We start from the raw sequence: 23,244 nt of genomic DNA on the forward strand, positions 1-23,244 counted from the left end.
GGTTTACACCCGGAGCCGAGAAGCCCCGCTCTTTAGAGTGGGGAGTCGTCACGCCAAGTGGTTCAGGGGGCCGTGCCCGCGCCCCAGGCCGGGGGCGGTCTCCAGGGCCCGGGTAAGGTAGGCCTTGGCCCCGGCGACCGCCTCTTCCAAGGGCTTTCCCAGCGCGAGGAGGGCAGCGATGGCGGCCGAGAGGGTGCACCCCGTGCCGTGGGTGTTCCGGGTCGGGATACGGGGGGCACGGAAGGCCAGGATGCCCCTTGGCGTGGCCAGGAGGTCCACGGCCTCCGCCCCTGCAAAATGGCCCCCCTTGAGAAGCACGGCCTTGGGGCCAAGGGCGAGAAGGGCCATGGCCGCCTCCTCCGCCTCCCTTAGGGTAGGGATGGGCCTTTGCAGGAGGGCTTCCGCCTCGAGGCGGTTGGGGGTGATGAGGCTAGCCAAGGGGAAAAGCCTCTCCTTAAGGGCCCGAACCGCTTCGGGGGCAAGCAGGGGGTCCCCCCCTTTGGCCACCATCACCGGGTCCACCACCAAGGGGTGGATCCCATAGCGCTCCACCCCTTGGGCCACAGCCGCCACGATGGCGGCGCTCCCCAAAGCCCCCGTCTTGGCGGCGTGGATGGGAAAGTCCTCGGCCACGCTCTGGATCTGCTGGTATACCAGCTCGGGGGGCAGGAGTTCCACCCTTTGTACCCCCAGGGTGTTCTGGGCGGTGACCAGGGTGAGGGCGCTGGTGCCATAGACGCCGAAGCGGAAGAAGGTCTTAAGGTCCGCCTGCACCCCGGCCCCGCCCCCGGAGTCCGAGCCAGCTATGGTTAGGGCTACCCGCACACCCCACCCCTAACCCACGGGCAGTTCCAGGCGGGCCCGCCCCCTAAGGACCGCCTCCACCAGGTTCATGGGGCAGAAGGGGCCGCACATGCTGCAGGCCTTGGTCTTGGAGCCCCGCTCCTCCTTGAGCCTCCGGGCTTCCTCGGGATAGAGGCAGAGGGCGAACTGGCCGTCCCAGTCCAGGCGGTAGCGGGCCTCGGACATGAGGCGGTTCCGCTCCAAAGCCCGAGGGTTCCCCCGGGCCACGTCGGCGGCATGGGCGGCGATCTTGAAGGCGATCACCCCCTCCTTCACGTGCTCCGGGGTGGGGAGGCCCAGGTGCTCCGCCGGCGTGAGGTAGCAGAGCATATCCGCCCCCATCCAGCCCGCCAAGGCCCCGCCGATGGCCCCGGCGATGTGGTCAAAGCCGGCGGCGGTGTCCACAGGGAGCATGCCCAGGATGTAGAAGGGGGCGTGGCCCGTGAGCTTCTTCTGGATCTGCACGTTGGTGGCCACCTCGTTTAGGGGGATGTGCCCCGGGCCCTCCACCATGGCCTGCACCCCCGCCCGGCGGGCCCTTTCCACCAGCTCCCCAATGGTGAGGAGCTCGGCCATCTGGGCCCGGTCGGTGCTGTCCGCCAGGGAACCGGGCCTGAGGCCATCCCCCAAGGAAAGGGTCATATCGTAGGTGCGGGCGATGTCCAAGAGGTCGTCAAAGCGGGCGTAGAGGGGGTTCTCCTCCCCCCGCTTCAGCATCCAGGCGGCCAGGAGCCCCCCGCCCCGGCTCACGATCCCCGTGGTGCGCTCTGTGTGGCGGTAGACCTCCAGGTTCTTCAGGGTCACCCCCACGTGCACGGTGATGTAGTCCACCCCTTGCTTCCCGTGCTCCTCAATCACCTGGAAGAGTTCGTCCGCGGACATGTCAAAGAAACTTTTCCTCCTGGCGGCGCGGAACTCCGCCTCGTAGATGGGCACGGTACCCAAAGGGACCGTGGCCACCTCCAGGATCCGCTCCCTTATGGCCCTTAGGTCCCCTCCGGTGGAGAGGTCCATGATGGTATCCGCCCCATAGCGGATGGCCACCTGGGCCTTCGCCACCTCCTCCTCCAGGTTCACGTAATCGTAGGAGGTGCCCAGGTTGGCGTTCACCTTCACGTTGAGCCCCTCCCCGATCCCCTTGAAGTCCTTAAGGGTGCGGTGGTTGGGGTTCCGGGGGATTACGATCCGTCCCGCCGCCACCCCTTCCCGCACCACTTCCGGGGAAACCCCCTCCTTTTCGGCCACATAGGCCATCTCCTCGGTGACGATGCCTTTTCTCGCCGCTTCCAGCTGGGTCATGCTTCTACCCCCATGAGTTCCAGAATCCTTTTGGCCGTCCAAGGGGCCAGGAGGACCCCGTTCCTCCCGTGGCCCACCGCCGCCCATACGCCCTCCGCCACCTGGCCCACGAAGAGCTCCCCCGCGGGCCGGTAGCCCCAAAGGACCTCCCTGAAGCGCGCCCCTTCCAGCTGGGGAAAGCGCTCGTGGGCGTAGTCGGCAAGCCACCTGAGCCCCAAGAGGTCCACCCCAGGGGCCCAGCCTTCCCGGCTGGTGGCCCCCACGTATACCCCGCCCTCCCGGGGGAGGAGATAACCCTCCCCGGCAAAAAGGGGCTGGGAGGGCTGGGCCTCAGGAGGCCCCACCAGGACCAGGGCCTCCCCCTTTAGGGGGCGCACCCTAAGGCCAAACCGCCCAGCCCAGGCCCCCACCGCCAGGAGGATGCGCCTGGCCTGGGCGGAAAACGCCCCTTCCCTGCCCCGCCCCTGGACCCGCCCCGGCTCCACCCTTTCCACCTCCGCCTGGAAAAGAGGGGTGTCCATGGAGGCCAGGGCCTCCAGCAAGGCCTCCCGTAGCCTTCTGGGATGCACGTATCCCCCGGGGAAGGTGCGCACCTTTCTTCCACCCCGCACCGGGTAGGACAGGGGTTCCCTGGCCTCCCAGGCCTCCTCCTCGCCCTGGGTGAGGGCCACCACCTGGGTACCGGAGAAGCCCGCCTCCACCTCTAAGCCCCCACCCCTAAGGTCCTCCAGGAGGACGGGGTAGTACTCCAGGCCCAAGAGGGCAGCCTGAAGCACCTCCCCGGAAAGCCCCTCGGGGTAGGGAGCCAGCATGCCCGCGCTGGCCAAGGTGGCGGCCCCTTCCTTGCCGGCATCCAAGAGGAGGACGGAAAGGCCCCGCTTCCGAAGCTCATAGGCGGCTAGGGCCCCGATGATGCCGGCCCCCACCACGATGGCCTCCGCCCTCACGCCTTCGGCCCTCCTAAGGGGATGCCCTGCGGGGGACTCGAGGGGCTCGCCCCCTCCCTGGGGCGCATGGGCCCCGCCAGGTACGCCTTCCTCCCCGCCTCCACCGCCAAGCGGAAGGCCTCAGCCATGGCCACGGGGTCTTCCGCCTCGGCGATGGCGGTGTTGACCAGTACCCCATCCAGGCCCATTTCCATCACCTCCGCCGCCTGGGAGGGCAGGCCAAGCCCCGCATCCACCACCACCGGGGGCAAGGAGGCCTTCTCCCGGGCGAAAAGCTCCAAAAGGGCCCGGGTCTTCACCCCCCAGCCGGAGCCGATGGGGGCCGCCAAGGGCATCACCGTGGCCGTGCCCATCCCTGCCAGCCTCTTGGCCAGGACCAGGTCGGGACCCATGTAGGGGAGCACCACGAAGCCCTCTTCCAAAAGCCTTTCCGCCGCCCTTAGGGTTTCCACGGGATCGGGGAGGAGGTAGGTGGGGTCAGGGATCACCTCCAGCTTCACCCACCTTTCCCCCGTGAGGGCCCGGCCCAGCCGGGCGATCCTCAAGGCCTCCTCGGCGGTCTTGGCCCCGGCGGTGTTGGGCAGAAGCCTAACCCCCTCCAAGGCCTCCAAAAGCCCCACGTGCCCGGGCATCCCCGCCTCCACCCGGCGGATGGCCACGGTGACCACCTCGGCCCCCGCAGCCCGTATGGCCTCCCGCATCACCTCAAAGTCCTTGAACTTGCCCGAGCCCAGGATGAGGCGGCTTTTAAGCTCGGTATCCCCTACCTTCCAGGTGTCCATCTAGCCTCCTTGCATGAGGGTGACCACCTCCACCACATCCCCTTCCCTCAGGACGCGGTGGGGAAGCTCCCGCCCCGGGTAGGCCTCCTCGTTGAGGAGAACCGCCACCCGGGATAGCTCCACGCCTAGCTCCTCCAAGGCCTCTTTAAGCGTCTTCCCCTCCAAAGGCTTGGCCTCGCCATTAAGCCACACCATAGAGCCTCTCCCGAAAGAAGCGGGCGGCCCTCTCCGGGTCCGGGGCGTCCAGGATGGCCCGCACCACCACCACCCGCCTGGCGCCCGCCTCGAGGACCGCCTCCAGGTTCTCGGACGTTATCCCACCGATGGCGTACCAAGGCTTCTCCCTTAGGTGTTCCTGGGCCCAGCGCACGTAGCCTAGGCCGACCGCCGGCCTGCCCGGCTTGGTGGGGGTTTCCCACACCGGGCCTATGGAAAGGTAGTCCACGCCTTCCTCGAGGGCCTTTAGGGCCTGCTCGGGGGCGTGGGTGGACCGGCCCACCATGCCGGGGAAAAAGCGGCGGGCCTCCTGGGGCGTGAGATCCCCTTGCCCCAGGTGCACCCCGTGGGCTCCCAGGAGGGCCGCCAGGTCCGGCCGGTCGTTGAGGAAGAAGGGAACCCCGTACCGCCGGGCCAGGGAGAGCATCCTCTCCCCCAGGTCCAGGGTGGGCCTGGCCTCCCAGTCCTTGGCCCTAAGCTGTAAAACCTCCACCCCCCCTGCCAAGGCCCTCTCCGTGCGGTCCAAGGTTTCCGCAAAGGACCAGCCGGGCCTAGGGGTCACCACCAGATAGAGCCTTCCCAGCAAGCTTTCACCTCCCCTTCGGAGCGCCTAGCCCGGGTCCATGCGCGAGGCGAGGAGCCCAGGCCCACGCTGCCAAAGGGAGAGGCAATGGGTTGTGGTGGGATTTCTTCCGCATAGGCTTCCCTCCGCCGGCATTACCCGGATCAGGTTCTAAGGGTTGCTGGGAAGGACCCAGCTCTCAGCCCCTCGCTTGGGGCACCCCTAGCCTGCCCCTCTAGTTTAGCATGCCTGGGGCCAAGAATGGGGTGCGGGTTACACACCCCAAGACGCCCAGCAAGCCCCAAGGGAGAATCCAGAGCCAGAAACCGCCTTCGGCAGAGATATCCAACCCCCTTCAGGAACCTCGAGGGGAACCGGGGCCCTCCTTTGCCCAAGCAAGAAACCTCCGGGCCCCTTGCGGCCTGGCGGGGAGATAGAGGTGGACAAAGCTTCCCAGGATGCGGCCATCCGTGTAGCCCTCCACCTCCTGGCCTCCCACCCGCCGCCAGGCGGGGCTTCTGGAGGGTGGCATGCGGGCATAGTGGAACTCGTGCCCCTTGAAGGCCTGGGCCTTTGGGGCCACCGGGTTATCCCTTAAGGCTTCCACCTCCCGGTAACCCAGGACCGGGTGCTCGGCCATGCGGGCCACACCGGGCACGAGGCCCACCATGGGGAAGAAGCCCTCCCCCACCCAAAGGCCCTGGGAGAGGTACATGTACCCGCCGCACTCCGCCACGATGGGGCCGGGGAACCCCCGGATGGCTTCCAGCAGGGGTTGGTTTTGCGAAAGCTCCTCGGCAAAGAGCTCCGGGTAGCCACCTCCTAGGAGGAGGGCCTGGGCCTTGGGCAAGGCGGGGTCCTGAAGGGGGCTAAAGGGAATGAGCTCCGCCCCCAGGGCCTGCAAAAGCTCCAGGCCCTCGGGGTAGTAGAAGCGGAAGGCCCGGTCCCAGGCGTAGGCCACCGCCACCTGGGGAGGGCGGCTTTCGGGCAGGAAAGGGGGGGCTTGGGGCAACGGCCCGGCCTCTGCGGCCACGTGAAGGAAGGCGGTATGGTCCAGGTGGAGGGCCCGGGCCAAGGCCCCAAGAGGGGGCTGCACCTCCCCCGCCAGCACCAGGCCCAGGTGGCGCTCAGGAATCCCCAGGGCCGGGTCCTGGGGAAGCCAGCCTAAAAGGGGAAGGCCCACGTGGGAGAGGGCTTCTTGGAGTAGGGCGGTGTGGGTTGCCGAGGCCACCCGGTTGGCGAAGACCCCCGCCACCCATACCCCCGGGTCAAAGCGGCGAAAACCCTCGGCCAAGGGGGCGATGGAACCCGCCATGGCGGAGGCGTCCACCACCAGGACCACGGGGGCCCGAAGGAGCTTGGCCACTTGGGCGGTGGAACCCTCTTTTCCCAAGGAATCCTTCCCGTCAAAAAGACCCATCACCCCTTCCACCAGGGCCAGGTCCGCTCCCCTGGCCCCGTGCTGGAAGAGGGAGAGGAGGCCTTCCCCATCCAGGAAGAAGCCATCCAGGTTGTACACCTTGCGGCCCGAGGCCGCCTCCAGGTGGCTAGGGTCCACGTAATCCGGCCCCACCTTGAAGGCTTGCACCTTTAGGCCCTTCTCCCGCAAGGCCCGGATCAGAGCCAGGGCCACGGTGGTCTTCCCCGCCCCCGAGTGGGGGGCGGCCAGGACCAGGCGGGAAATAGGCTCCATGGCCTACCCTGGGGAGAGCCGGGCCAGCATCCGGGCGGCTTCCTGTTGGGCTCTATCCAGAAACTGCCCCACCTCCACCCCCTCGGCTTGGGCTAAGGCTTCCAGGTAGGCGTGGAGGTAGCTCTCCGAGATAAGGGCCATCACGGTAAACCCCAGCCGCCGCCAAGCGTCGGCCACCCCTTGGGCCTCCTCTGGGGGAAGCTTCTCCCGGGCCAGGCGGGAAACGGTCTCCACCACCCAGTTCCACATGGCGGCCATCATGGCGTTGGTCACCCCCCGGCGCACGTGCACCAGGCCCACCAGGGTTTGCCAAGCAAAGTACTGGCCGTTGAAGGGGCCGGCTACCGTGCGCAGGTACCAGTCCCTTAGGGTCTTCTCCCGTTGCGGGCGCTCCCCTTCCCGAAAGACGGCCCGGGTGGCAGGGTGGGCAAAAAGGGTGTCGTAAAAACCCTGCACCAAGGGCTCCACCCAGCCCCTCATGAGTTCCTGGTGGCGGGTGAAAACCTTGGCGTCCTCGAGGGGGCGGAAGCGGGCCTGCGGAGGAAGCTGGGACCAGAACTCCTGGGCCAAGGCGTAAAACCGGGCGAGGCTCTTGTCCGTCATGGACACCAGCATAAGGCCCCAACCCCCCTTAATGCTCTATGCCCCGTTGGGCCGGAACCCCCTGGTCAAAGGCGTGCTTAACCTTGCGCATCTCGGTTGCCGTATCCGCCAAGGCTATAAGGGCCTCGGGGGCACCCCGGCCTGTAACCACCACATGGACATGCCCAGGCCGCTTCTGCACCACCGCAAGGAACTCCTCTAGGGAAACCCATCCGTACCGCAAGGGATAGGTGGCCTCGTCCAAGACCACCAGGTCCCACTCCCCCGAGAGGATGGCCTCCTTGGCCCGCTCCCAACCCCCCTGGGCCAACCGGGCCGAAGCCTCCAGGTCTCGGCTTTTCCAGGTGAACCCATCCCCCAGCCCCTCCACGGGGATGCCCAGCTGGGCCAAGGCCCGGTGCTCGCCAAACCGGGCCCCCTGGTGCTTGAGGAACTGGAAAATCCTTACCCTCAAGCCCCGGCCATGGGCCCTTAGGGCCAGGCCGAAGGCGGCGGTGCTCTTGCCCTTGCCGTCCCCGGTGTAGACCAAAAGGAGGCCCCGCCGCTCCCCCTCGGGCTTGGCGTACGGCTTCATCCGCCGAGGGCTTTCCATAGGGCATAGCCTAACAAGCCCCCAAGCTCCGAGAGGGCGATCATGGCCCCGAGGATATCCCCGTTCAACCCCCCCAGGCGGGCCACCGCAAAACGGGCCACCCCATAAGCGCTGCCCAAGGCCAAAAGGGCCGGCCAGGGGTAGAGGATGGGGAAGGGAAGGGCCAGGAGGAAGGCCCCGAAGACCGGCCCCCCACGGATGAGGCTGGCCATCCCCGGGCGCAAGAGGGGATACCGGTTCAGGAAGGGCAGGATGGCGAAGCGGGCGAAGCCGGGGAAAAGAAGGAGGAAAAGGGGTTCGGGCACCAGGGCCAAGGCCTGCCAAAGGAGAAGGAGGTAAAGCCCCCCCACCCCGAAGGCGAAGGGACCCAGGTGGGGGTCCTTGAGGATGCGAAGCCTTTCCTCCTTGGACCTCGAGGCCAAAAGGGCATCGGTGGAGTCCAGAAGCCCGTCTAGGTGCAAAAACCCCGTGAGGCCCAAAAGCGAGGCCAGCAGCAAGGCCGCCAAGAGCCCCTCGGGAAGAGGGAGAAGGGCCAAGAGCGATAGGGGAAGCCCGAGGGCATAGCCCGCGAGGGGGAAGAACAGGGTGCTTCGCCGAAAATCCTCCGGACGGGTCCCCTGGGGGGCCAGGGGATACACGGTGAGCAGGCCCAGGGCCAGGCGCAGGGCGCGGAGCATGGGCCTAGGCGCGGTGGGAAACCCCCGCCTCCGCAAAGGTGGCCATGTGCAGGATGCGGGCTGCCGCCCGTAAAAGGGGCATGGCCAAAACCGCCCCCGTCCCCTCCCCCAGGGCCAGGTCCAGGTCCAGGAGGGGCCTTAGGCCCAGGGCCTCGAGGATGTACCGGTGCCCGGGCTCCCGGCTCCTATGGCCCGCAAACAGGTAGTCCTTAAGCCTGGGCTCCAGCCGGTAGGCCAAAAGGGCCCCAGCGGAAACGGGAAAGCCATCCAGCACCAAGGGCAGGCCCTGCCGGTAGCCTTCCAAGTAGACCCCAGCAATGGCCACAAGCTCCAAGCCCCCCACTTCTGCCGCCACGGCCAAAGGCTTCATCCCCGGGCGTAGGCGGGATAGGGCCTTGGCCACCGCCTCCCGCTTCCGCCTCAGGCCCTCCTCCCCTATCCCTGTACCCCGCCCCACCACGGCATCGGAAGGGAGGTCCAAAAGGGCCGCCGTCAGGGCAGCCGCCGCGGTGGTGTTCCCAATGCCCATATCCCCTGCCGCCAGCACCGTGGCCCCTTGGGCGATGGCCAGACGGGCTGCTTCCCGACCCGCCAAGAGGGCCCTCTCCGCCTCTTCCAGGCTCATGGCCCTCTCCCGGGCCAGGTTCCCCGTTCCCGGCCGTACCTTGCGCCTAAGGAGCTGGGGGTGGTCTGGAAGCTCCCCCTTGACCCCCACGTCCAACACATGGACCCGGCAGTCCGCCACCTGGGCCAGCTGGTTGATGGCCGCCCCACCCCTCAGGAAGTTCAGGACCATCTGGTAGGTGACCTCCTGGGGGTACGCGGACACCCCTTCCACCACCACCCCGTGGTCGGCGGCGGCCACCACCACCGCCCTCGGGCCCAGCTCCGGCTTTAACCTTGCCTGGATGGCGGCCAGGCGTACCGCCACCTCCTCCAGGTAGCCCAGGGAGCTGGGGGGCTTGGTGAGCCCTTCCATGCGCTGCTTGGCCGCCTGCAAAACCTCCTGGTATCCCATATGGGAGGAAGTATAAGCTCTGGACATGGAGCTTTGGCTGGTGCGCCACGGCGAAACCCTCTGGAACCGGGAACACCGCCTCCTGGGATGGACCGACCTGCCCCTCACCCCCACAGGAGAGGCCCAGGCCCTAAGCCTCAGGGGAAGGCTCCCCTCCCTCCCCGGCTACAGCTCGGACCTTCAGCGGGCCCTTAAAACCGCCTCCCTGGCTGGCATCCCCTCCTTCCCCACCCCCGCCCTGCGGGAGATCCACTTTGGCTCCCTGGAGGGAGCCCGTTGGGAGGAGCTGGAACCCAGGTACAAGGAGGCCCTCCTCCGGTTCCAGGGCTTTCACCCCCCTGGTGGGGAGAGCCTCGAGGCCTTCTTGGAAAGGGTTTTCCGCTTTCTGGAGGGCCTTACCGGCCCCGCCCTTCTCTTTACCCACGGAGGGGTGATCCGGGCCGTGCTCCGCACCCTGGGGGAGGACGCCCTCCTCCCCCTGGGCAGCGCCGTGGTCCTGGACTGGCCCAGACGGGTTGTGGACCGTGTGGAAGCAAACCCGTGAGCCTTCTTCTGGCCCTCCTTTTGGACGCCCTTTTCGGGGAACCCCCGGCCCGCCTCCACCCTGTGGTCCTCATGGGCCGCTACCTGGCCTGGGCCTGGCCCCGGGTGGGAGGCTTTTGGGGAGGAGCCTTCTACTGGGCCCTTGGCGCCTTCCTCTTCACCCTACCTGCCCTTCTTCTGGACCTCCTCCTTAGACCCATGGCCTGGGGCTTCGTGCTCCTAGGCCTTTTCCTCAAGCCCCTCTTCAGCCTGCGGATGCTCCTACAAGAGGTGTGGGGGGTGGAAGCCTCCTTAGCCCGGGATCTGGAGGAAGCCAGGGCCAGGCTTTCCCGAATCGTGAGCCGGCCCACCCAGGACCTCTCCCCGGAGGAGGTGCGGGAGGCGGCCTTGGAAAGCCTCTCGGAAAACCTCTCGGATAGCTTCCTGGCCCCTCTCCTTTACTACGCCCTCTTTGGGCTTGCGGGAGCTACCCTTTACCGCTATGCCAACACCGCGGACGCCATGTGGGGCTACCGCCAGTACGGGGCCCGGGGCACCTGGGCCGCCAGGGCCGACGACCTTTTGAACCTGATCCCAGCCCGGCTCACCGGCCTTCTCCTCTGCCCTCCCCGGCTTTGGTCCCAGCTTCTGGTGGAGGCCCAAAAGACCCCTTCCCCCAACGCCGGCTTCCCCATGGCCGCCTTGGCCTTAAGGCTTGGGGTACGCCTGCGCAAACGAGGGGCCTACGCCTTAAACGGACAGGCCCCCTCCCCCACCCACGAGAGCATGCCGAGGGCGCTGTTCCTGGTGGGTTCGCTAGGCTACGGGGTGGGCGTGGCGCTAGGAATCCTCCTATGAGGACCTTAAGGCATACCCTCTGGGGCAATCCGCCTCCACCAGGTGGTGGATAACCACCGCCACCTGACCGTGAAGACGCGGGTTTTCCCCGGCGTACGGCCTTCTTGGCGAACCTCACCTTGCTGCCAGCCTGGAGCCCAAACGGTTCAGCCCAACGTCAGGGGGGCCAGCCCCTTGACCCGCACCCCGGGTCTTGAGGAAAGGAGTATAACGTGGAAGGGCGTCCACCATGCGCCAAGGGGGTGGAACAGGCACACAACCCCAACCCAACCGGACCTAGTCCTGCCTCAAGCTCAACCCGACAGCCCCTTCCTCATCGGGAAAGGAGACTCCATGGCCCTGACCCGGATCCCTGAACGTCCCAACCGCCACGACCTCCTAGCCCTCCTGCTAACCCTGGGCCTCCTGGCCCTCTTCCTAGAGGCTTCCCGGGAAGCGGTGGGCCCCTTCCACCCGAGCCCCATTTCCCTGGACCCTGCCAAGCTACCGGAGTACACCCTGCGCACCACCTTCCGCATGGGGGTGGCCTTTCTGTTTTCCTTCCTCTTTACCCTCATCTATGCCCCCTTGGCGGCCAAGACCCGGCTGGAACCCTTCCTTATTGCCCTGCTGGATATCCTGCAATCCGTTCCCATCTTGGGCTTTTTGGCGGCCACCGCAGGCGCCTTCGCCGCCCTGTTCCCTGGCAGGGCCCTGGGTTACGAGCTGGCGGCCATCTTTGCGGTCTTCACCTCCCAGGCCTGGAACATGGCCTTCAGCTTCTACCAATCCCTGAAGACCCTGCCCCGGGAACTGGAGGAGGTGGCCACCTTGTTTCGCCTCTCCCCCTGGCAACGTTTCCTGCGCCTCGAGCTTCCCTTCGCCCTGCCGGGCCTGGTTTGGAACGCCATGATCTCCATGTCGGGGGGATGGTTCTTCGTGGTGGCCTCAGAGGCCATAGCCGTGGGCAAGACCCAGGTGGAGCTTCCCGGCATCGGGTCCTACCTGGCCACCGCCATCGCCCAGGGAAATGGGCTGGCGGTACTTCTCGCCGCTTTGAGCATGCTGGTGGCCATCCTGGCCTACGACCAGCTCCTCTTCCGGCCCCTGGTAGCCTGGAGCCAGCGCTTCAAGTACGAGGAACGGCCCGGAGGCCAGCCAGCGCGAAGCTGGGTGCTGGACCTCCTGCGGCGGACCCATATCCTAAGGGGAATCGCCGAAGCCCTTTACTCCTGGGCCCTGGAGACCCTCTTCCAGCTGGAGCGGAGGCGCCCTCCCCGCCGCCTCACCCTTCCCCTTTGGGCCGTGGCCCTACCCCTCCTTCTCCTCGGGGGGATGGGAGCCTTGGCGCTTTGGCGCCAGCTCCAGCCCTTAGGGTGGTCGGAGGTGGCCAAGGTCTTCCTCCTGGGTTTCCTCACCTTCCTCCGGGTGGTGGGGGTACTCCTATTGGCCGCCGCCATCTGGGTACCCGTGGGCATCCTTCTGGGCCTGAGGCCCCGGCTTGCCCAGCGGGTGGAGGCCCTACTCCAGTTTCTGGCCGCCTTCCCCGTCAACCTCCTCTACCCCTTTTTTGCCCTTCTCCTCCTCCGCTACCATCTTTCCCTGGAGGTCTTCTCCGCTTTTCTCATGGCCCTAGGAACCCAGTGGTACATCCTCTTCAACACCATTGCCGGCAGTATGGCCCTTCCCGAGGACCTGAAGGAAGCTGCCCGAAGCCTTGGCCTCAAAGGCCTAACCCTTTGGCGTAGGCTTCTTCTGCCCGGCGCCTTCCCCCACATCCTCACGGGCCTCATCACCGCCAGCGGAGGCACCTGGAACGCCGCCATCGTAGCCGAGGTGGTGCAGTGGGGCCCGGTGACCCTCCATGCCACCGGCCTGGGTAGCTATATCGCCCGCTGGACCCTAGAGGAGGGACAAGGGCCCCACCTCCTCCTGGGCATAGCGGCAATGAGCCTCTACGTGGTGGTTATCAACCGCCTTGTCTGGCGGCGGTTGTACCGCTTGGCCGAGGAAAGATTCCGATTTTAAGGGGAAAGCATGTTGCTTACAGCCAAGGACATCGTCAAGGCCTACCGGGCTGGCGAACGCCCCTACCCGGTGCTTTTCGGCGTGAACCTGGCCCTGAGGGAGGGAGAGGTGGTGGCCCTCCTGGGCCGCTCGGGGGGAGGAAAAAGCACCCTCTTGCGCATCCTGGCAGGCCTCATCCCTGCGGATGCAGGCGAGGTGCGCTTTAAGGGCAAGCGGGTGGAGGGGCCCGTAGAAGGGATGGCCATGGTTTTTCAGACCTTCGCCCTCTTCCCCTGGCTCACGGTGCTGGACAACGTGGCCCTGGGCCTCGAGGCCCGAGGGATACCCAAGGGGGAGCGCCTGAAGCGAGCCCGAGAGGCCATTGCCCTCATTGGGCTAAGGGGGTTTGAAGAGGCCCTTCCCAAGGAGCTTTCCGGGGGGATGCGGCAGCGGGTGGGCTTCGCCCGGGCTCTGGTGGTGGAGCCTGAGGTCCTCCTCTTGGACGAGGCCTTCTCCGCCCTGGACCCCCTCACCGCCGAGGGGCTTAGGGGAGATTTCCTGGACCTCTGGCTATCGGCGCGGATCTCCACCAAGGCGGTCCTCATGGTGACCCACAACATCGAGGAAGCGGTGGCCTTGGCCGACCGGGCCTTGATCCTCCAGGGGAGCCCGGCCCGCATCGGAAAGGAGATCCCCATCCCCCTTCCCCACCCCAGGGACCCCAGCGATCCCCAGTTCCGGGCCCTGGTGGACCAGATCTACGAGGCCCTAACCCCTCGGGAGGAGGTGGAAAGGCGCCTGGAGGAGGAGCTTCTCCGCCTGCCCGACGCCCGGGTAGGTGCCCTCATGAGCCTGGCGGAGGCCATCGCCCGCCTAGGCGGCCGGGCCGACCTGCCCCTCCTGGCGGAGGAGGAGGGCCTCGAGGTGGACGACCTCTTCCCCCTCCTCGAGGCCCTGGAGCTCCTGGGGTTCGCCCGGGTGGAAAAGGGCGACGTGGAGCTCACCCCAGCAGGCTTAGCCTGGGCGGAGGCCGGCCTCGAGGAGCGCAAGGTAATGTTCGCCGAACACCTCCTGCGGCGCATACCCCTCGTCGCCCGCCTACACCGGGCCCTCTTGGAGCGGAAACGGGTTCCCGAAGGGTGGGTGCTCAACCGGCTCAAGGAACACCTGCCGGAACCCGAGGCCAAAAGGGTTCTCTCCGTGCTCCTGGAGTGGGGGCGGTACGCCGGCCTCCTCGCCTACCACGAGGGCAGCCGGATGCTCCACCTGCCCCATCCCTCCCGCTAACCCCATGGCTCCTTGCCTCACCCCCGGGGAGCTGGGTCGGGTGTATATTCCCTTATCGTGGCCTACCGCATCCAGGGGAAAAGGCGCTTTCCCCCGGAGGTGAAACCCTTGCCCTATGCCTTCGTGCGCAGCCAGTTGGGCGAGCAGGCTCTGGGAGGCGTCCTCAAGCCCCTTAGGACACCCTCTGGCCTCGCCCGCTCCGAGGCCATGCCGAGAAGGGCCGTGGCCCTGGATCCACAAAACCCCCTGGCCCGGTATCTCCTTGGTCTAACCCTGGCAAAGGAAAGGAAGGGGACGGAGGCTAAGTCCCTGCTCCTCGAGGCCCATGCCCTCTACAGGGCCTATGGCCATGTACCCCGTGGCGTGGCCGCTATCCTCCAAGGTCTATGAAATCCTTAACCCCTCCCCCTGATGTCAGGCACTCGGAAGACGAGGGGCGCTACCCATGGTGGAAGGTCCTCTGCCTCACGGGCGTGGACCTCTTCTCCTCCTTGGGCTACCAACCGGGAATCGCCCTTCTGGCTGCAGGTGTCCTCTCGCCTTTGGCCAACCTGGCCCTGGTCCTCTTCGCCTTCTTGGCCGTTTACCCCGTCTACCGCCGGGTGGCGGAGGAGAGCCCCCACGGCGAGGGATCCATCGGGCTTCTCACCCGCTTGATCCCCGGCTGGCGGGGCAAACTTTTGGTTTTGGTAGTCCTGGGCTTCATGGCCACGGACTTCATGATCACCATCACCCTCTCCGCCGCCGACGCCGCCGTTCACCTTCTGGGGAACCCCCTGGCTCCCTCCTGGCTCCAGGGGCACCAGATGGGCCTTACCCTTTTGCTCATCGGCCTTTTGGGCGTTGTCTTCTACCTAGGGTTCAGGGAAGCCATTGGCCTGGCGGTGCCCATCACCTTGGGATACCTACTCCTCAACGGAATGGTTCTCCTGGCCACCCTGCCCCACGTGCGCCTCGAGCACCTGGAAAGGTGGCGGCAAAGGCTCCTCACCAGCCAACCTGACCCCCTGGGTTTGGTCCTTGTCACCCTTTTGGCTTTCCCTAAACTGGCCCTGGGCCTTTCCGGCTATGAGACCGGGGTGGCCGTCATGCCCCTGATCCGGGGCCTGCCTGGGGATACCCCGGAGCGCCCTTGGGGCCGCATCCGGGGAACCCACCGCCTCCTTTTCGCCGCAGCCTTCATTATGGGTTTCTTCCTCCTGGGGGCGGGCTTCGCCACCACCCTCCTCATTCCCCAAGAGCTATGGGGCAGCGAGGAGGTTTCCGGCAGAGCCCTAAGTTTCCTGGCCCATCGCTACCTGGGGGAAGACTTCGGCACCCTTTACGATCTCTTTTCCATCGTCATCCTCTGGTTCGCCGGGGCCAGCGCCATGGCGGGCCTCCTCACCATCGTCCCCCGTTACCTTCCCCGCTTCGGCATGGCCCCGGAGTGGGCAAGGCAACAACGGCCCATGGTCCTCTTCTTCACCGCCGTGGCCTTCGGCATCACCCTGGTCTTTCGGGCCCGGGTAGAGGCCCAGGCAGCGGCCTACGCCACCGGCGTGCTGGTGGTCATGACCTCCGCCGCCCTGGCGGCGGCCCTTCTGGCGGAGCGGGAAAAGCGCCGCGAAAGCGGGTTCTACCGCCTGCTCCTCCCTCTCTTTACCTACGTGCTTCTGGCCAACATCCTGGAGCGGCCTGATGGGGTGAAGATCGCCTCCTTTTTCATCGCGGCCACCCTGCTCATCTCCCTCCTCTCCCGGACCCTGCGGGCCTTTGAACTGAGGGTGGAGGGCTTTCAGCTAGACGAGATGGCCGAGCACTTTGTGGCCCAGCTGAAATCCCAGGAGGCCCCCATCCGCCTGGTGGCCCACCGGCCGGAGCGGGGAGGCCTCAGGGTGTACTGGGAAAAGGAGCGCCGCATCCGTGAGACCACCCACATCCCCGCGGGGGATCCCATCTACTTTGTGGAAGTCTTTGTGCAGGATCCTTCGGAGTTCACCGCCCAAGGCCGGGTCTGGGGTGTGGACCGCCCCGAGGCCCGCATCTTCCGCATCCTCGGCACCGCAGCACCCAACACCCTGGCCGCCTTCTTGCTCTACTTGAGAAACCGCACGGGCCGGCGCCCCCACATTTACTTTGAGTGGTCGGACGAAGGACCCTTGCAGGCCGCCTTGGACTTCCTCCTCTTTGGCGAGGGGGATGTGCCCACCCTGACCCATGAGATCCTGCGCCGCACCGAACCGGATAGGAGCCAACGCCCCTTGGTGCACGTGGGCGGCTAGCGCCGCCAGTGCTTGAGAATCCCCGCCCCCAGGATGGTCATGGGCACCGCCAGGAAAATGCCCAGGAAGCCGAAGAGCTGGCCAAAGGCGAAGATGGAAAGGAGCACCAGGGCGGGATGGAAACCCACGGTGCGGCCGTAGATGTAGGGGATGAGCACCTTCCCCTCCAGGAGGGCGATCCCCCCGTAGCCCGCGAGCACCAGGAGGGCCGCCAGCGGGCCCTTAGACGAAAGGGCCACCAAGGCCGCCAAGGAGGCGGTGGCGATACCCCCCACAAAGGGCACCACCTCCAAAACCCCGCCCAACGCCCCAAGGGCGAAGGGGCTGGGAACGCCCAGGAAGAAAAGCCACCCCCCGAAGAGAAGGGCGAAGGAAAGGGCGATGAGGAACTGGGCCCGGGCCCAGTAGCCCATGCGCTTCCAAGTGTCCTCCAACACCTCGGTCCAGCCGCTTCCCGGAAGGTACGGCGCAACCCGGGCCACCAGGTGAGGCTCGAGGGCGATCATCACCGCCAGAACCAAGGCCAAAACCATCTCGGTAACCGTCTCCCCTACCTTAAGGAGAAGATCCCCGGCCAAGTGGGCGGAGGAGGCCAAGGAGGAGGCCAGGTCGGGAAGGGAAAGGGCTAGGTTATCCTGGAGCCACCTGAGGACTGCGGGCAGGAGTTCCACAAGGTGGTGGAATTGAAGGACCAGGAGAGGGGCCGCCCAGTAAAACCCCATGCCCATCACCCCGAGAACCACGAGGTAAGCCAGGAAAACGGCAGGAGGCCGGGAAAGCCTGCGGGCCAAGAGCCCCACCAAGGGATCCAAGGCGGCAGCCAAGGTGAAGGCCAGGAAAACCCATAGCAGGAGGCGGTACAGGTGGGCCAGGGTCCAGAGGGCCAGGAGGAAAAGCGCCAGGCTTAAGAACCAGGGGCGGACGGGAGGCGTTTCCATATGCTACAACCCCCTTATGGTAAAGCCCTGGCCCCTCGAGGACAAAGGGTATGCGGCCAGCAAGCCCGCAAGGGAACGCCCATACCCCTTCCCCCCTCCAGGAAACGGCCCAGGGTGACGCTGGACAAGGGCAACCACGCTTGGGAAAGGCCTGGGCCTTTCTCCCAGCGGCCTTGGGGGGTTTGCCGGGCCTTTCCCGGCCAAAAAGGCCACCCCCTTCGCACCGTCCAGTGGATGGCGCCCTTTAGGGCGAGGGAAAATCACCCTGGCCCGCCTGAAAACCGGCTTTTCTCTGGGAAGCGGCGTGTTAGCTTGAGGCCGTGAGGCGGCGCATGGTCCTTGGGCTTTTCCTTCTCCTACTCCTTATGGCCCTTGTGGTCAACGCCCCCTGGCTTCTCCAGCAGGGATATGCCTGGTACTACCGGGGCCGGGTTAGCGCCCTTCCCCCATGGGAAGGGCCCCTCCGCTTGCGGCTTCTCGTCCTGGCTCCCCACCCCGATGACGAAACCCTGGCAGCAGGCGGCCTGATCCAAAAGGTGCAGGCAGCCGGGGGAGAGGTGTTCATCGCCTGGATGACCCTGGGAGATGGATTCCAGTGGGATGCCGCCCTTCTCGACCGCACCCTTAGGCCCAGGCCTGTAGACCTTAGGAACCTGGCAGAAAGGCGCCTGGAAGAGGCCAAAGCCGCAGCCCACACCTTAGGGGTCCCGGAGGATCATCTCTTTTTCCTAGGCTACCCTGACCGAGGCCTTCTTCGCCTTTTCCTGGAAAACTTTTCCACCCCTTACCGTTCGCCCGCCACCCACCTGGACCAGGTGGCCTATCCCGGCACCTTCTCACCCGGGGCCCCCTATACGGGGAAAGCCTGGGAAACCGATTTGCGGCGCATCCTGGACCAGGTGGCACCGGATCTGGTAATAGCGCCCGCCCCCGAGGATGCCCATGCGGACCACCGCGCCACGGGCTACATGACCTTGAGGCTCCTAGGGGAGCGGGGCTGGCTTTCCCGGCTCCGGTTCTACATCGTTCACGGGGGTTTGGAGTGGCCCTTGCCCAAGGGCCTCCACCCCGGGCTCTACCTAGAGCCCCCTCCCAGGGGCCGGCATCTCCCCTGGCAACGCCTGGACCTTACACAAGCGGAGGAGGCAACGAAACTCCAGGCCTTGAGGGCCCATCGCAGTCAGATGGAGATCCTTGGGCGTTTCATGGAGGCCTTTGTGCGGAAGAACGAACTTTTCACCCCTGCCTCCAACCCGCCCCTTGTCCCTTAGCGGTTACGGCTGGAGCGGATCTTTCGCAGGCGCTTCGGCAAAACGTGGTCCTTGGGCACCACGCTGATGGTACCGTCTACCTCGAGGACGGCGCTTAGCACATCCTCGAGGCGCCCCACTCCGTGCTCGCGAAGGGCGGCCATGAGCTCCTGGAGGTCCACCCCTTCCCGCACCAGGTTCTCGGGAAGGGGCTTCCCATCGTGGAGCAAAAGGGTTGGATGCCCAAGAAAACTGCGCCGCAAGGTACTTTGGGAAAGAAGGCGGTCCAAAACCAGCAACAGTCCAGCCCCCAGCAACCCACCCACGAGGCTGTTGTCTGGACCGATCATGGCGTTCTGCACCGCATTGGAAAGAAGCAAGAGGGTAAGCAGATCCAACGGGGTCATCTGGCCTAAAATCCGCTTCCCGCTTAGCCGAAGGTACACGAGGACCACCAAGTACACCACGGCCACCCGCAGGAGGGTGAAGAGGACCGTAAAGGGGTCCCCCAAGGCTTCCCGGATAGGCTCGGCCATACCCCTATGATGAAGCCCTTGGCCACGGTGGAGCTTTCAACCCTGGGGTCCGCTGGCCTTTGCAGGAGCATCCTGCCTTTCCCGGCCCATAGCCGAGGGCCAGCGAGCACCCGACGATAAGGCCACCCCCAGCACCGGGACCAGGGGGCTTTCCGAGGGCATGTTCCTGTAACGGTACCGAACCCAGGCCATGGCGGGAAGTTTCAGCAAGGCCAGAAGGCAAAGTGCAAAACGTGCCCCCTCGGATACCGCAGCCACCCACAGGGGGCTAAAGCCGAAGGTACAACCCAGGGCGATCCAAAACCCAGAACACCAGCCACCAAAAAAGGACGTAGCTGAGAGTATAGAGGTAACCCCCGACAGGACCCCCGTAGGCCAGGAGGGTTGCAAAGCGGTCCGAACCAGAGGGGCAAGACCACCTTCCTAAGGAGCCTGGGCCTGGCCCAGCTCATGATGCAGGCGGGGCTTTTCGTAGGGGCAGAGGCTTTTGAAAGCGGGGTGGTGGACGGCCTTTTCACCCACTTCAAACGGGAGGAGGACCGGGCTCTGGAGGCAGGTAAGTTTGAGGAGGAGCTAAGGCGGCTGAGCGGGTTGGTGGACCACCTCTCCACACGCCCCCTTTTCCTTTTCAACGAGAGTTTTGCTGCCACCAGCGAACCAGAGGGATCGGAGCTGGGAACAGGGGTGGTGCGGGCTTTTGTGGAACAAGGGGTGCGGGTGGTGTTCGTCACGCACTTTTACTCCCTGGCTGCGGCCTTCCTGGGAGATCCCCAGGCCCTTTTCCTGCGCGCCGAGCGACTTGCCGATGGCCGGCGCACCTACCGCTTGAAGCCGGCCCCTCCTGAGCCCACCGCCTACGGCCGGGATCTTTTACGCCAGGTCTTTGGCGAGAAGGCCCCTTAGGTTACCGGGAAGCCCTTCGCGTCCGGCCCAAGCGGCCAGGGCCTTTGTCAGCTGCTGCCAGAGCTTCCCCAGGATACTCGGCCCTTCCTACCTCCTCGCTCCAGAGCCGTTCCCGGGCTACCCGTAAGACGCATGCGGAGAAAGCGTTCGGGGTTGAAGACCTGGCGTTCACCCAAAGCGGTCTGGGCCACTTTTTCGGCTCCCATCAGTGCTTGAACCGTTACTCCCAAGCGCCATCCCGCCTCCCTCAGCTCCAAGAAGGCCTGCAGTAAAGGCACTTCCCTGGGGGGCTCCCCGGGGGCCAGGCGGCTTAAGAGGGCCAAGGCTCCTGCCAGTTCCGCCCGCCAGCCGGAGAGGTGGAACGCCAGCACCGAGCGGTCGCCCTGGCACTTGAAGAGCTCGTAGCGGAGGAGGGCGTTTTCCTTTAGAGCAGGCCTAGCTTCTTGGGTAAGACGCTGGCTTTGCAACCGGAGAAAGGCGATTTCTTCCTGGGCTTTATCCAGGTTTTGCCTAAGCTCCTTTGGCAACCGACTTTCCATAAGCCAGGCCCGTTACCGGCCCAGGTGGACCAGGTAGCGGAAGCCCAGCGGGGGTACGGTGACCTCTTGGCGATAGGTCCGCCCCTCCAGGGGATCCCGCCAGCCACCCGGGGGCAAGGGCAGGAGGGTAGCCTCGAGGCCGCTGTTAAAGGCGGCAAGCACCTCCCCCTCTCCCGGCTCCCCCCGGAGAAAGGCCAGCAGGTGGCCCTCCCCCAAGTAGGTTCGGAACACGGCGCTTCTCAAGGCCGCAAGCCCACGGCGCAACCCCGCAAGCTCCTGGTAAAAGGCCAGGGTTTCCCCGTGGCACCTCTCCCACTGGAAGGGGTAGCGGTTGAGCTCGTGGGGGGGCTCGGCTGGCCTTTCCCCGGCAAAACCGCACTCGTCCCCTTGGAAGGTTACGGGAATCCCGGGAAGGGCATAGAGCATGGCCGCTGCTAGCCGCCCCCGGGCCCTGGCTTCCGGACTGGGGACATCCCTCAGGCCCCTACCCCCGAGCTCGGTGAGGAGGCGAGCGGTGTCGTGGGAAGTGATGAGGTTAAAGCCCATGCCCGCCACCGCCTCAGGGTAAAGGGCATAAACCCGGGCCAGGTCCGCCAGAGCCCGGCGGCCGTTGTACAGGGCCAGGTTTCCCCCCTTAGCATAACGCAGGAGAATATCCCTCCCGATGGCGTAGTTCATAAGGGAGTCAAACTCGTCCCCCTTTAGCCAGCTTGGGTCCCTCTGCCATACCTCCGCCACCAGGTAGGCATCGGGCTTGATGGCCTTCAGTTCGGCCCGCATCTCCTTAAAAAAGGCGTGGGGGTTTAGCACATCCCCGGGCACATCCACCCGCACGCCGTCAAACCCAAAGCGGATCCAGTACTTGGCCACCTCCATTAGGTAGCCCTTGACCCCTGGGTTGGCGGTGTTCAGCTTGGGCAGGCTTCCCAACCCCCACCACCCCTCGTAAGCCGATCCATCGCCCGGCAGGAAGGGCCACCGCTTGACAAAGTACCAGTTCCAGTACCGGGAGCGTGGACCCCGCTTCACCACGTCTTGGAAAGCCCAAAAGCCCAAACCGGTGTGGTTGGGCACGAAGTCAAAGATCACCCGCATGCCACGGCGGTGGGCCTCGTTCAAAACCCTTCGCAAAAGGGCGTTGTCGCCAAACTTGGGCGAGACCTTCAGGTAGTCGTGGGTGTCGTAACCGTGGACCGAACCGGAGTCAAAAAGGGGATTGAAGTAGATCAGGGTCACTCCCAAAGCCTCAAGGTGGGAAAGCTTGGCCGGCACCCCGGCAAGATCCCCACCGAAGTACTGGTGGCAGCAGTGCAAGGGCGAGGGGGGGTCGGTCCAGCGGGAAAGATGGGGTTTGGGCCCAGAAGAGCGCTGCCATACCTGGTTGAAGCGGTACTCATCGGTTTCCAGGGCCAGGGCGTCGTTGCCGGGATCCCCATTGTAGAAGCGCTCCGGGAAAATCTGGTAACCCACCCCCTCGCCCACCCAAGCCACCTCGGCGAACGGGCTTCCCGGAGGGTCAAAGGGGCCGAACACCTCTTCCTTCCCGTCCTGGGTCCGCACCCGGATGCGGTAGGCCCCCAGGCCCTTGGCCAGGCTTCCACGCCAAACCTCGCTTCCCGGGAAACCCAGTTGAAGGTGCATGGGGAACCTCTCCCCTCCCACCTCCACCCAAGCAGCGGCCACCGCTCCCTCCCCTGCCCGAAAACGCAGGGAAAGCTTGCCATCGGCAAAGGACACATACTGGGCGTCCGCTGGATCGTGGACGAAGTCCAGGGCTACAGGCCCCGCTGGAGGGGTGGAAGCCACCGGGGCTTGGACCACGATCAAGGCATTCTGACCCCCGAAGCCATCGTCCACACAGCCTGCCGCCTGTAGGTCCACCATGGGCGTACCAAAGGTGGGGTCGTGGCACATATCCTTAGGCCACTGGCCATTGATGAAGAACTTGTACTGGTGCTCCCCGGGGTCCAGGTCCACGGTTACCGCCCAGGACCCGTTCTCCTTCGGCATGGGGGTTTCCCCCCAGCCGTTGAAGGAACCCCGCAGGCTTACCGACCGCACCTCCAGCCAGGAGGGAGGGGTGTAGCGGAAGGTAACCGGTACCGCCAGGGCCAGACTAAGCCAGAGCCACACCGCCAGGATTCTTCCCATGCCGCCTCCTTTTCCCACCCGCATAGAAGCGCTTCCATCATACGGCCCCCATACCCGTGGGTAACCCTCCGCCCGGAGTAGCATGGGGCCATGCGCCTCATCGGCATCGCCACCCAGCACCGCATGCCCGAGGGCCCCATGGGCAAACGCTTTTGGGGCCTTCTGGAACCCTACCTGGAGGCCTTGGCCTCGCAGGGGTTGGCCTACGTGCTCCTCCCACCCCAGGACCCGGAGGCCTTGGAAAGAATCCTGCCCCACCTGGATGGGCTTCTTCTTCCCGGAGGGGGGGATGTGGACCCGGATCGCTACGGGGAAGAACCCCAGCCAAGGCTTGGCGAGATCCTTCCCGAGCGGGATGAGCACGAGATCTACCTGGCCCGGTACGCCGCGGAAAAGGGCCTTCCTACCTTGGGCATCTGCCGGGGCATCCAGGTGATGAATGTGGCCTTAGGGGGAAGCCTTTACCAGGACCTCGAGGCCCAGGGTTTTACGGAGGTCCAGCACTACCAAAAGAGCCCGCCCCCCGCCTTAGCCCACCGGGTAAGCCTGGTGGCCGAGGATCCCCTTTCCCGCATCTTTCCCCCAAGCTTTCGGGTGAACTCCTACCACCACCAGGGGATCAAGGGCCTGGGCGCGGGCCTAAAGCCACTGGCGGTGGCCCCTGACGGCCTGGTGGAGGCCCTAGCCCTGGAAGGGCACCCCCTTTTCCTGGGCGTGCAGTGGCACCCAGAACTCCTCCGGGGGCACTGGCCCCTCTTTGGCCTCCTAAAAGTTTAAC

The 23,244-nt window shown here is 65.8% G+C and carries 24 protein-coding genes and 1 riboswitch; of the genes, 9 read left to right on the forward strand and 15 right to left on the reverse strand.

The annotated features are described in order from the left end of the window. Window positions 1–48 precede the first annotated feature (48 nt). The 11 genes from thiD to cobT all read right to left on the reverse strand — a co-directional run bounded on the left by thiD (window position 49) and on the right by cobT (window position 9,232). The gene (gene thiD / locus L0D16_RS01145) at window positions 49–825 is read right to left on the reverse strand and encodes a bifunctional hydroxymethylpyrimidine kinase/phosphomethylpyrimidine kinase (protein ID WP_243029509.1); all 777 of its coding nucleotides are present in this window, start codon (window positions 823–825) and stop codon (window positions 49–51) included. A 9-nt stretch (window positions 826–834) separates the two neighbouring features. Next, entirely contained in the window at window positions 835–2,142 is a 1,308-nt protein-coding gene (gene thiC / locus L0D16_RS01150; protein WP_243029510.1) for a phosphomethylpyrimidine synthase ThiC, read from the reverse strand. Then, window positions 2,139–3,089: an NAD(P)/FAD-dependent oxidoreductase gene (locus tag L0D16_RS01155; RefSeq protein ID WP_243029511.1), complete on the reverse strand. Its 951-nt coding sequence runs from the start codon at window positions 3,087–3,089 to the stop codon at window positions 2,139–2,141. The genes thiC and L0D16_RS01155 overlap by 4 nt, the downstream gene beginning before the upstream one ends. Then, the gene (locus L0D16_RS01160) at window positions 3,086–3,871 is read right to left on the reverse strand and encodes a thiazole synthase (protein WP_243029512.1); all 786 of its coding nucleotides are present in this window, start codon (window positions 3,869–3,871) and stop codon (window positions 3,086–3,088) included. Before L0D16_RS01160 ends, L0D16_RS01155 begins: the two co-directional genes overlap by 4 nt. Continuing rightward, a complete protein-coding gene (gene thiS / locus L0D16_RS01165; RefSeq protein ID WP_243029513.1) occupies window positions 3,872–4,066 on the reverse strand; it encodes a sulfur carrier protein ThiS in 195 nt (64 codons plus the stop codon). Continuing rightward, window positions 4,053–4,673, reverse strand: coding sequence for a thiamine phosphate synthase (gene thiE / locus L0D16_RS01170; RefSeq protein WP_243029514.1), 621 nt, complete (start codon window positions 4,671–4,673; stop codon window positions 4,053–4,055). The genes thiS and thiE overlap by 14 nt, the downstream gene beginning before the upstream one ends. Window positions 4,674–4,773: 100 nt before the next feature. After that, a riboswitch (TPP riboswitch) is annotated at window positions 4,774–4,883 on the reverse strand. A gap of 121 nt (window positions 4,884–5,004) precedes the next feature. After that, window positions 5,005–6,342 carry a cobyrinic acid a,c-diamide synthase CobB gene (locus L0D16_RS01175; RefSeq protein WP_243029515.1) on the reverse strand — a complete coding sequence of 446 codons (1,338 nt, stop codon included), beginning with the start codon at window positions 6,340–6,342 and terminating at the stop codon, window positions 5,005–5,007. Between the two features lie 3 nt (window positions 6,343–6,345). Further along, entirely contained in the window at window positions 6,346–6,945 is a 600-nt protein-coding gene (locus L0D16_RS01180) for a protoglobin domain-containing protein (RefSeq protein WP_243029618.1), read from the reverse strand. 28 nt (window positions 6,946–6,973) lie between these two features. Continuing rightward, complete coding sequence (gene cobO / locus L0D16_RS01185; RefSeq protein ID WP_243029516.1) at window positions 6,974–7,537, reverse strand: cob(I)yrinic acid a,c-diamide adenosyltransferase; 564 nt, start codon at window positions 7,535–7,537, stop codon at window positions 6,974–6,976. Beyond that, on the reverse strand, window positions 7,516–8,214 hold the full coding sequence (locus tag L0D16_RS01190; RefSeq protein ID WP_243029517.1) for an adenosylcobinamide-GDP ribazoletransferase: 699 nt from the start codon (window positions 8,212–8,214) through the stop codon (window positions 7,516–7,518). Before L0D16_RS01190 ends, cobO begins: the two co-directional genes overlap by 22 nt. A 4-nt stretch (window positions 8,215–8,218) precedes the next feature. Further along, complete coding sequence (cobT, locus tag L0D16_RS01195) at window positions 8,219–9,232, reverse strand: nicotinate-nucleotide--dimethylbenzimidazole phosphoribosyltransferase (RefSeq protein ID WP_243029518.1); 1,014 nt, start codon at window positions 9,230–9,232, stop codon at window positions 8,219–8,221. A 25-nt stretch (window positions 9,233–9,257) separates the two neighbouring features. On the opposite strand from cobT, the gene L0D16_RS01200 reads away from it, so the two are divergent. The 6 genes from L0D16_RS01200 (at window position 9,258) to L0D16_RS01225 (ending at window position 16,149) form a co-directional block, all read left to right on the forward strand. Then, window positions 9,258–9,776, forward strand: coding sequence for a histidine phosphatase family protein (locus L0D16_RS01200; protein WP_243029519.1), 519 nt, complete (start codon window positions 9,258–9,260; stop codon window positions 9,774–9,776). Continuing rightward, the gene (gene cbiB, locus L0D16_RS01205) at window positions 9,773–10,612 is read left to right on the forward strand and encodes an adenosylcobinamide-phosphate synthase CbiB (protein ID WP_243029520.1); all 840 of its coding nucleotides are present in this window, start codon (window positions 9,773–9,775) and stop codon (window positions 10,610–10,612) included. The genes L0D16_RS01200 and cbiB overlap by 4 nt, the downstream gene beginning before the upstream one ends. A gap of 333 nt (window positions 10,613–10,945) precedes the next feature. Beyond that, window positions 10,946–12,619: an ABC transporter permease gene (locus L0D16_RS01210; RefSeq protein WP_243029521.1), complete on the forward strand. Its 1,674-nt coding sequence runs from the start codon at window positions 10,946–10,948 to the stop codon at window positions 12,617–12,619. A gap of 9 nt (window positions 12,620–12,628) precedes the next feature. Next, window positions 12,629–13,885, forward strand: coding sequence for an ABC transporter ATP-binding protein (locus L0D16_RS01215; protein WP_243029522.1), 1,257 nt, complete (start codon window positions 12,629–12,631; stop codon window positions 13,883–13,885). 57 nt (window positions 13,886–13,942) lie between these two features. Next, window positions 13,943–14,275 carry a hypothetical protein gene (locus L0D16_RS01220; protein WP_243029523.1) on the forward strand — a complete coding sequence of 111 codons (333 nt, stop codon included), beginning with the start codon at window positions 13,943–13,945 and terminating at the stop codon, window positions 14,273–14,275. Continuing rightward, on the forward strand, window positions 14,272–16,149 hold the full coding sequence (locus tag L0D16_RS01225; protein ID WP_243029524.1) for an APC family permease: 1,878 nt from the start codon (window positions 14,272–14,274) through the stop codon (window positions 16,147–16,149). Before L0D16_RS01220 ends, L0D16_RS01225 begins: the two co-directional genes overlap by 4 nt. Here the strand turns inward: L0D16_RS01225 and L0D16_RS01230 are convergent. After that, window positions 16,146–17,087 (reverse strand): AI-2E family transporter, encoded by a 942-nt coding sequence (locus L0D16_RS01230; RefSeq protein ID WP_243029525.1) that lies wholly within the window; start codon window positions 17,085–17,087, stop codon window positions 16,146–16,148. The genes L0D16_RS01225 and L0D16_RS01230 overlap by 4 nt on opposite strands. 332 nt (window positions 17,088–17,419) lie before the next feature. Here L0D16_RS01230 and L0D16_RS01235 point away from each other — a divergent pair, with 332 nt between their 5' ends. Continuing rightward, complete coding sequence (locus tag L0D16_RS01235) at window positions 17,420–18,358, forward strand: PIG-L deacetylase family protein (RefSeq protein WP_243029619.1); 939 nt, start codon at window positions 17,420–17,422, stop codon at window positions 18,356–18,358. Here L0D16_RS01235 and L0D16_RS01240 read toward each other — a convergent pair. Further along, window positions 18,355–18,873 (reverse strand): DUF421 domain-containing protein, encoded by a 519-nt coding sequence (locus L0D16_RS01240; RefSeq protein ID WP_243029526.1) that lies wholly within the window; start codon window positions 18,871–18,873, stop codon window positions 18,355–18,357. The two genes, L0D16_RS01235 and L0D16_RS01240, sit on opposite strands and share 4 nt — an antisense overlap. A 384-nt stretch (window positions 18,874–19,257) precedes the next feature. On the opposite strand from L0D16_RS01240, the gene L0D16_RS01245 reads away from it, so the two are divergent. Then, window positions 19,258–19,776 carry a MutS-related protein gene (locus tag L0D16_RS01245; RefSeq protein WP_243029527.1) on the forward strand — a complete coding sequence of 173 codons (519 nt, stop codon included), beginning with the start codon at window positions 19,258–19,260 and terminating at the stop codon, window positions 19,774–19,776. 47 nt (window positions 19,777–19,823) lie between these two features. Here L0D16_RS01245 and L0D16_RS01250 read toward each other — a convergent pair whose 3' ends face one another. Further along, window positions 19,824–20,315 carry a hypothetical protein gene (locus tag L0D16_RS01250; protein ID WP_243029528.1) on the reverse strand — a complete coding sequence of 164 codons (492 nt, stop codon included), beginning with the start codon at window positions 20,313–20,315 and terminating at the stop codon, window positions 19,824–19,826. 12 nt (window positions 20,316–20,327) lie between these two features. Next, on the reverse strand, window positions 20,328–22,466 hold the full coding sequence (locus L0D16_RS01255) for an alpha-amylase family glycosyl hydrolase (RefSeq protein ID WP_243029529.1): 2,139 nt from the start codon (window positions 22,464–22,466) through the stop codon (window positions 20,328–20,330). A 90-nt stretch (window positions 22,467–22,556) separates the two neighbouring features. Between L0D16_RS01255 and L0D16_RS01260 the strand changes: the two genes are divergently transcribed. Continuing rightward, window positions 22,557–23,243: a gamma-glutamyl-gamma-aminobutyrate hydrolase family protein gene (locus L0D16_RS01260; RefSeq protein ID WP_243029530.1), complete on the forward strand. Its 687-nt coding sequence runs from the start codon at window positions 22,557–22,559 to the stop codon at window positions 23,241–23,243. Window position 23,244: the final 1 nt, after the last annotated feature.

It is taken from the genome of Thermus altitudinis, from assembly GCF_022760835.1.
GTDB lineage: Bacteria > Deinococcota > Deinococci > Deinococcales > Thermaceae > Thermus > Thermus altitudinis.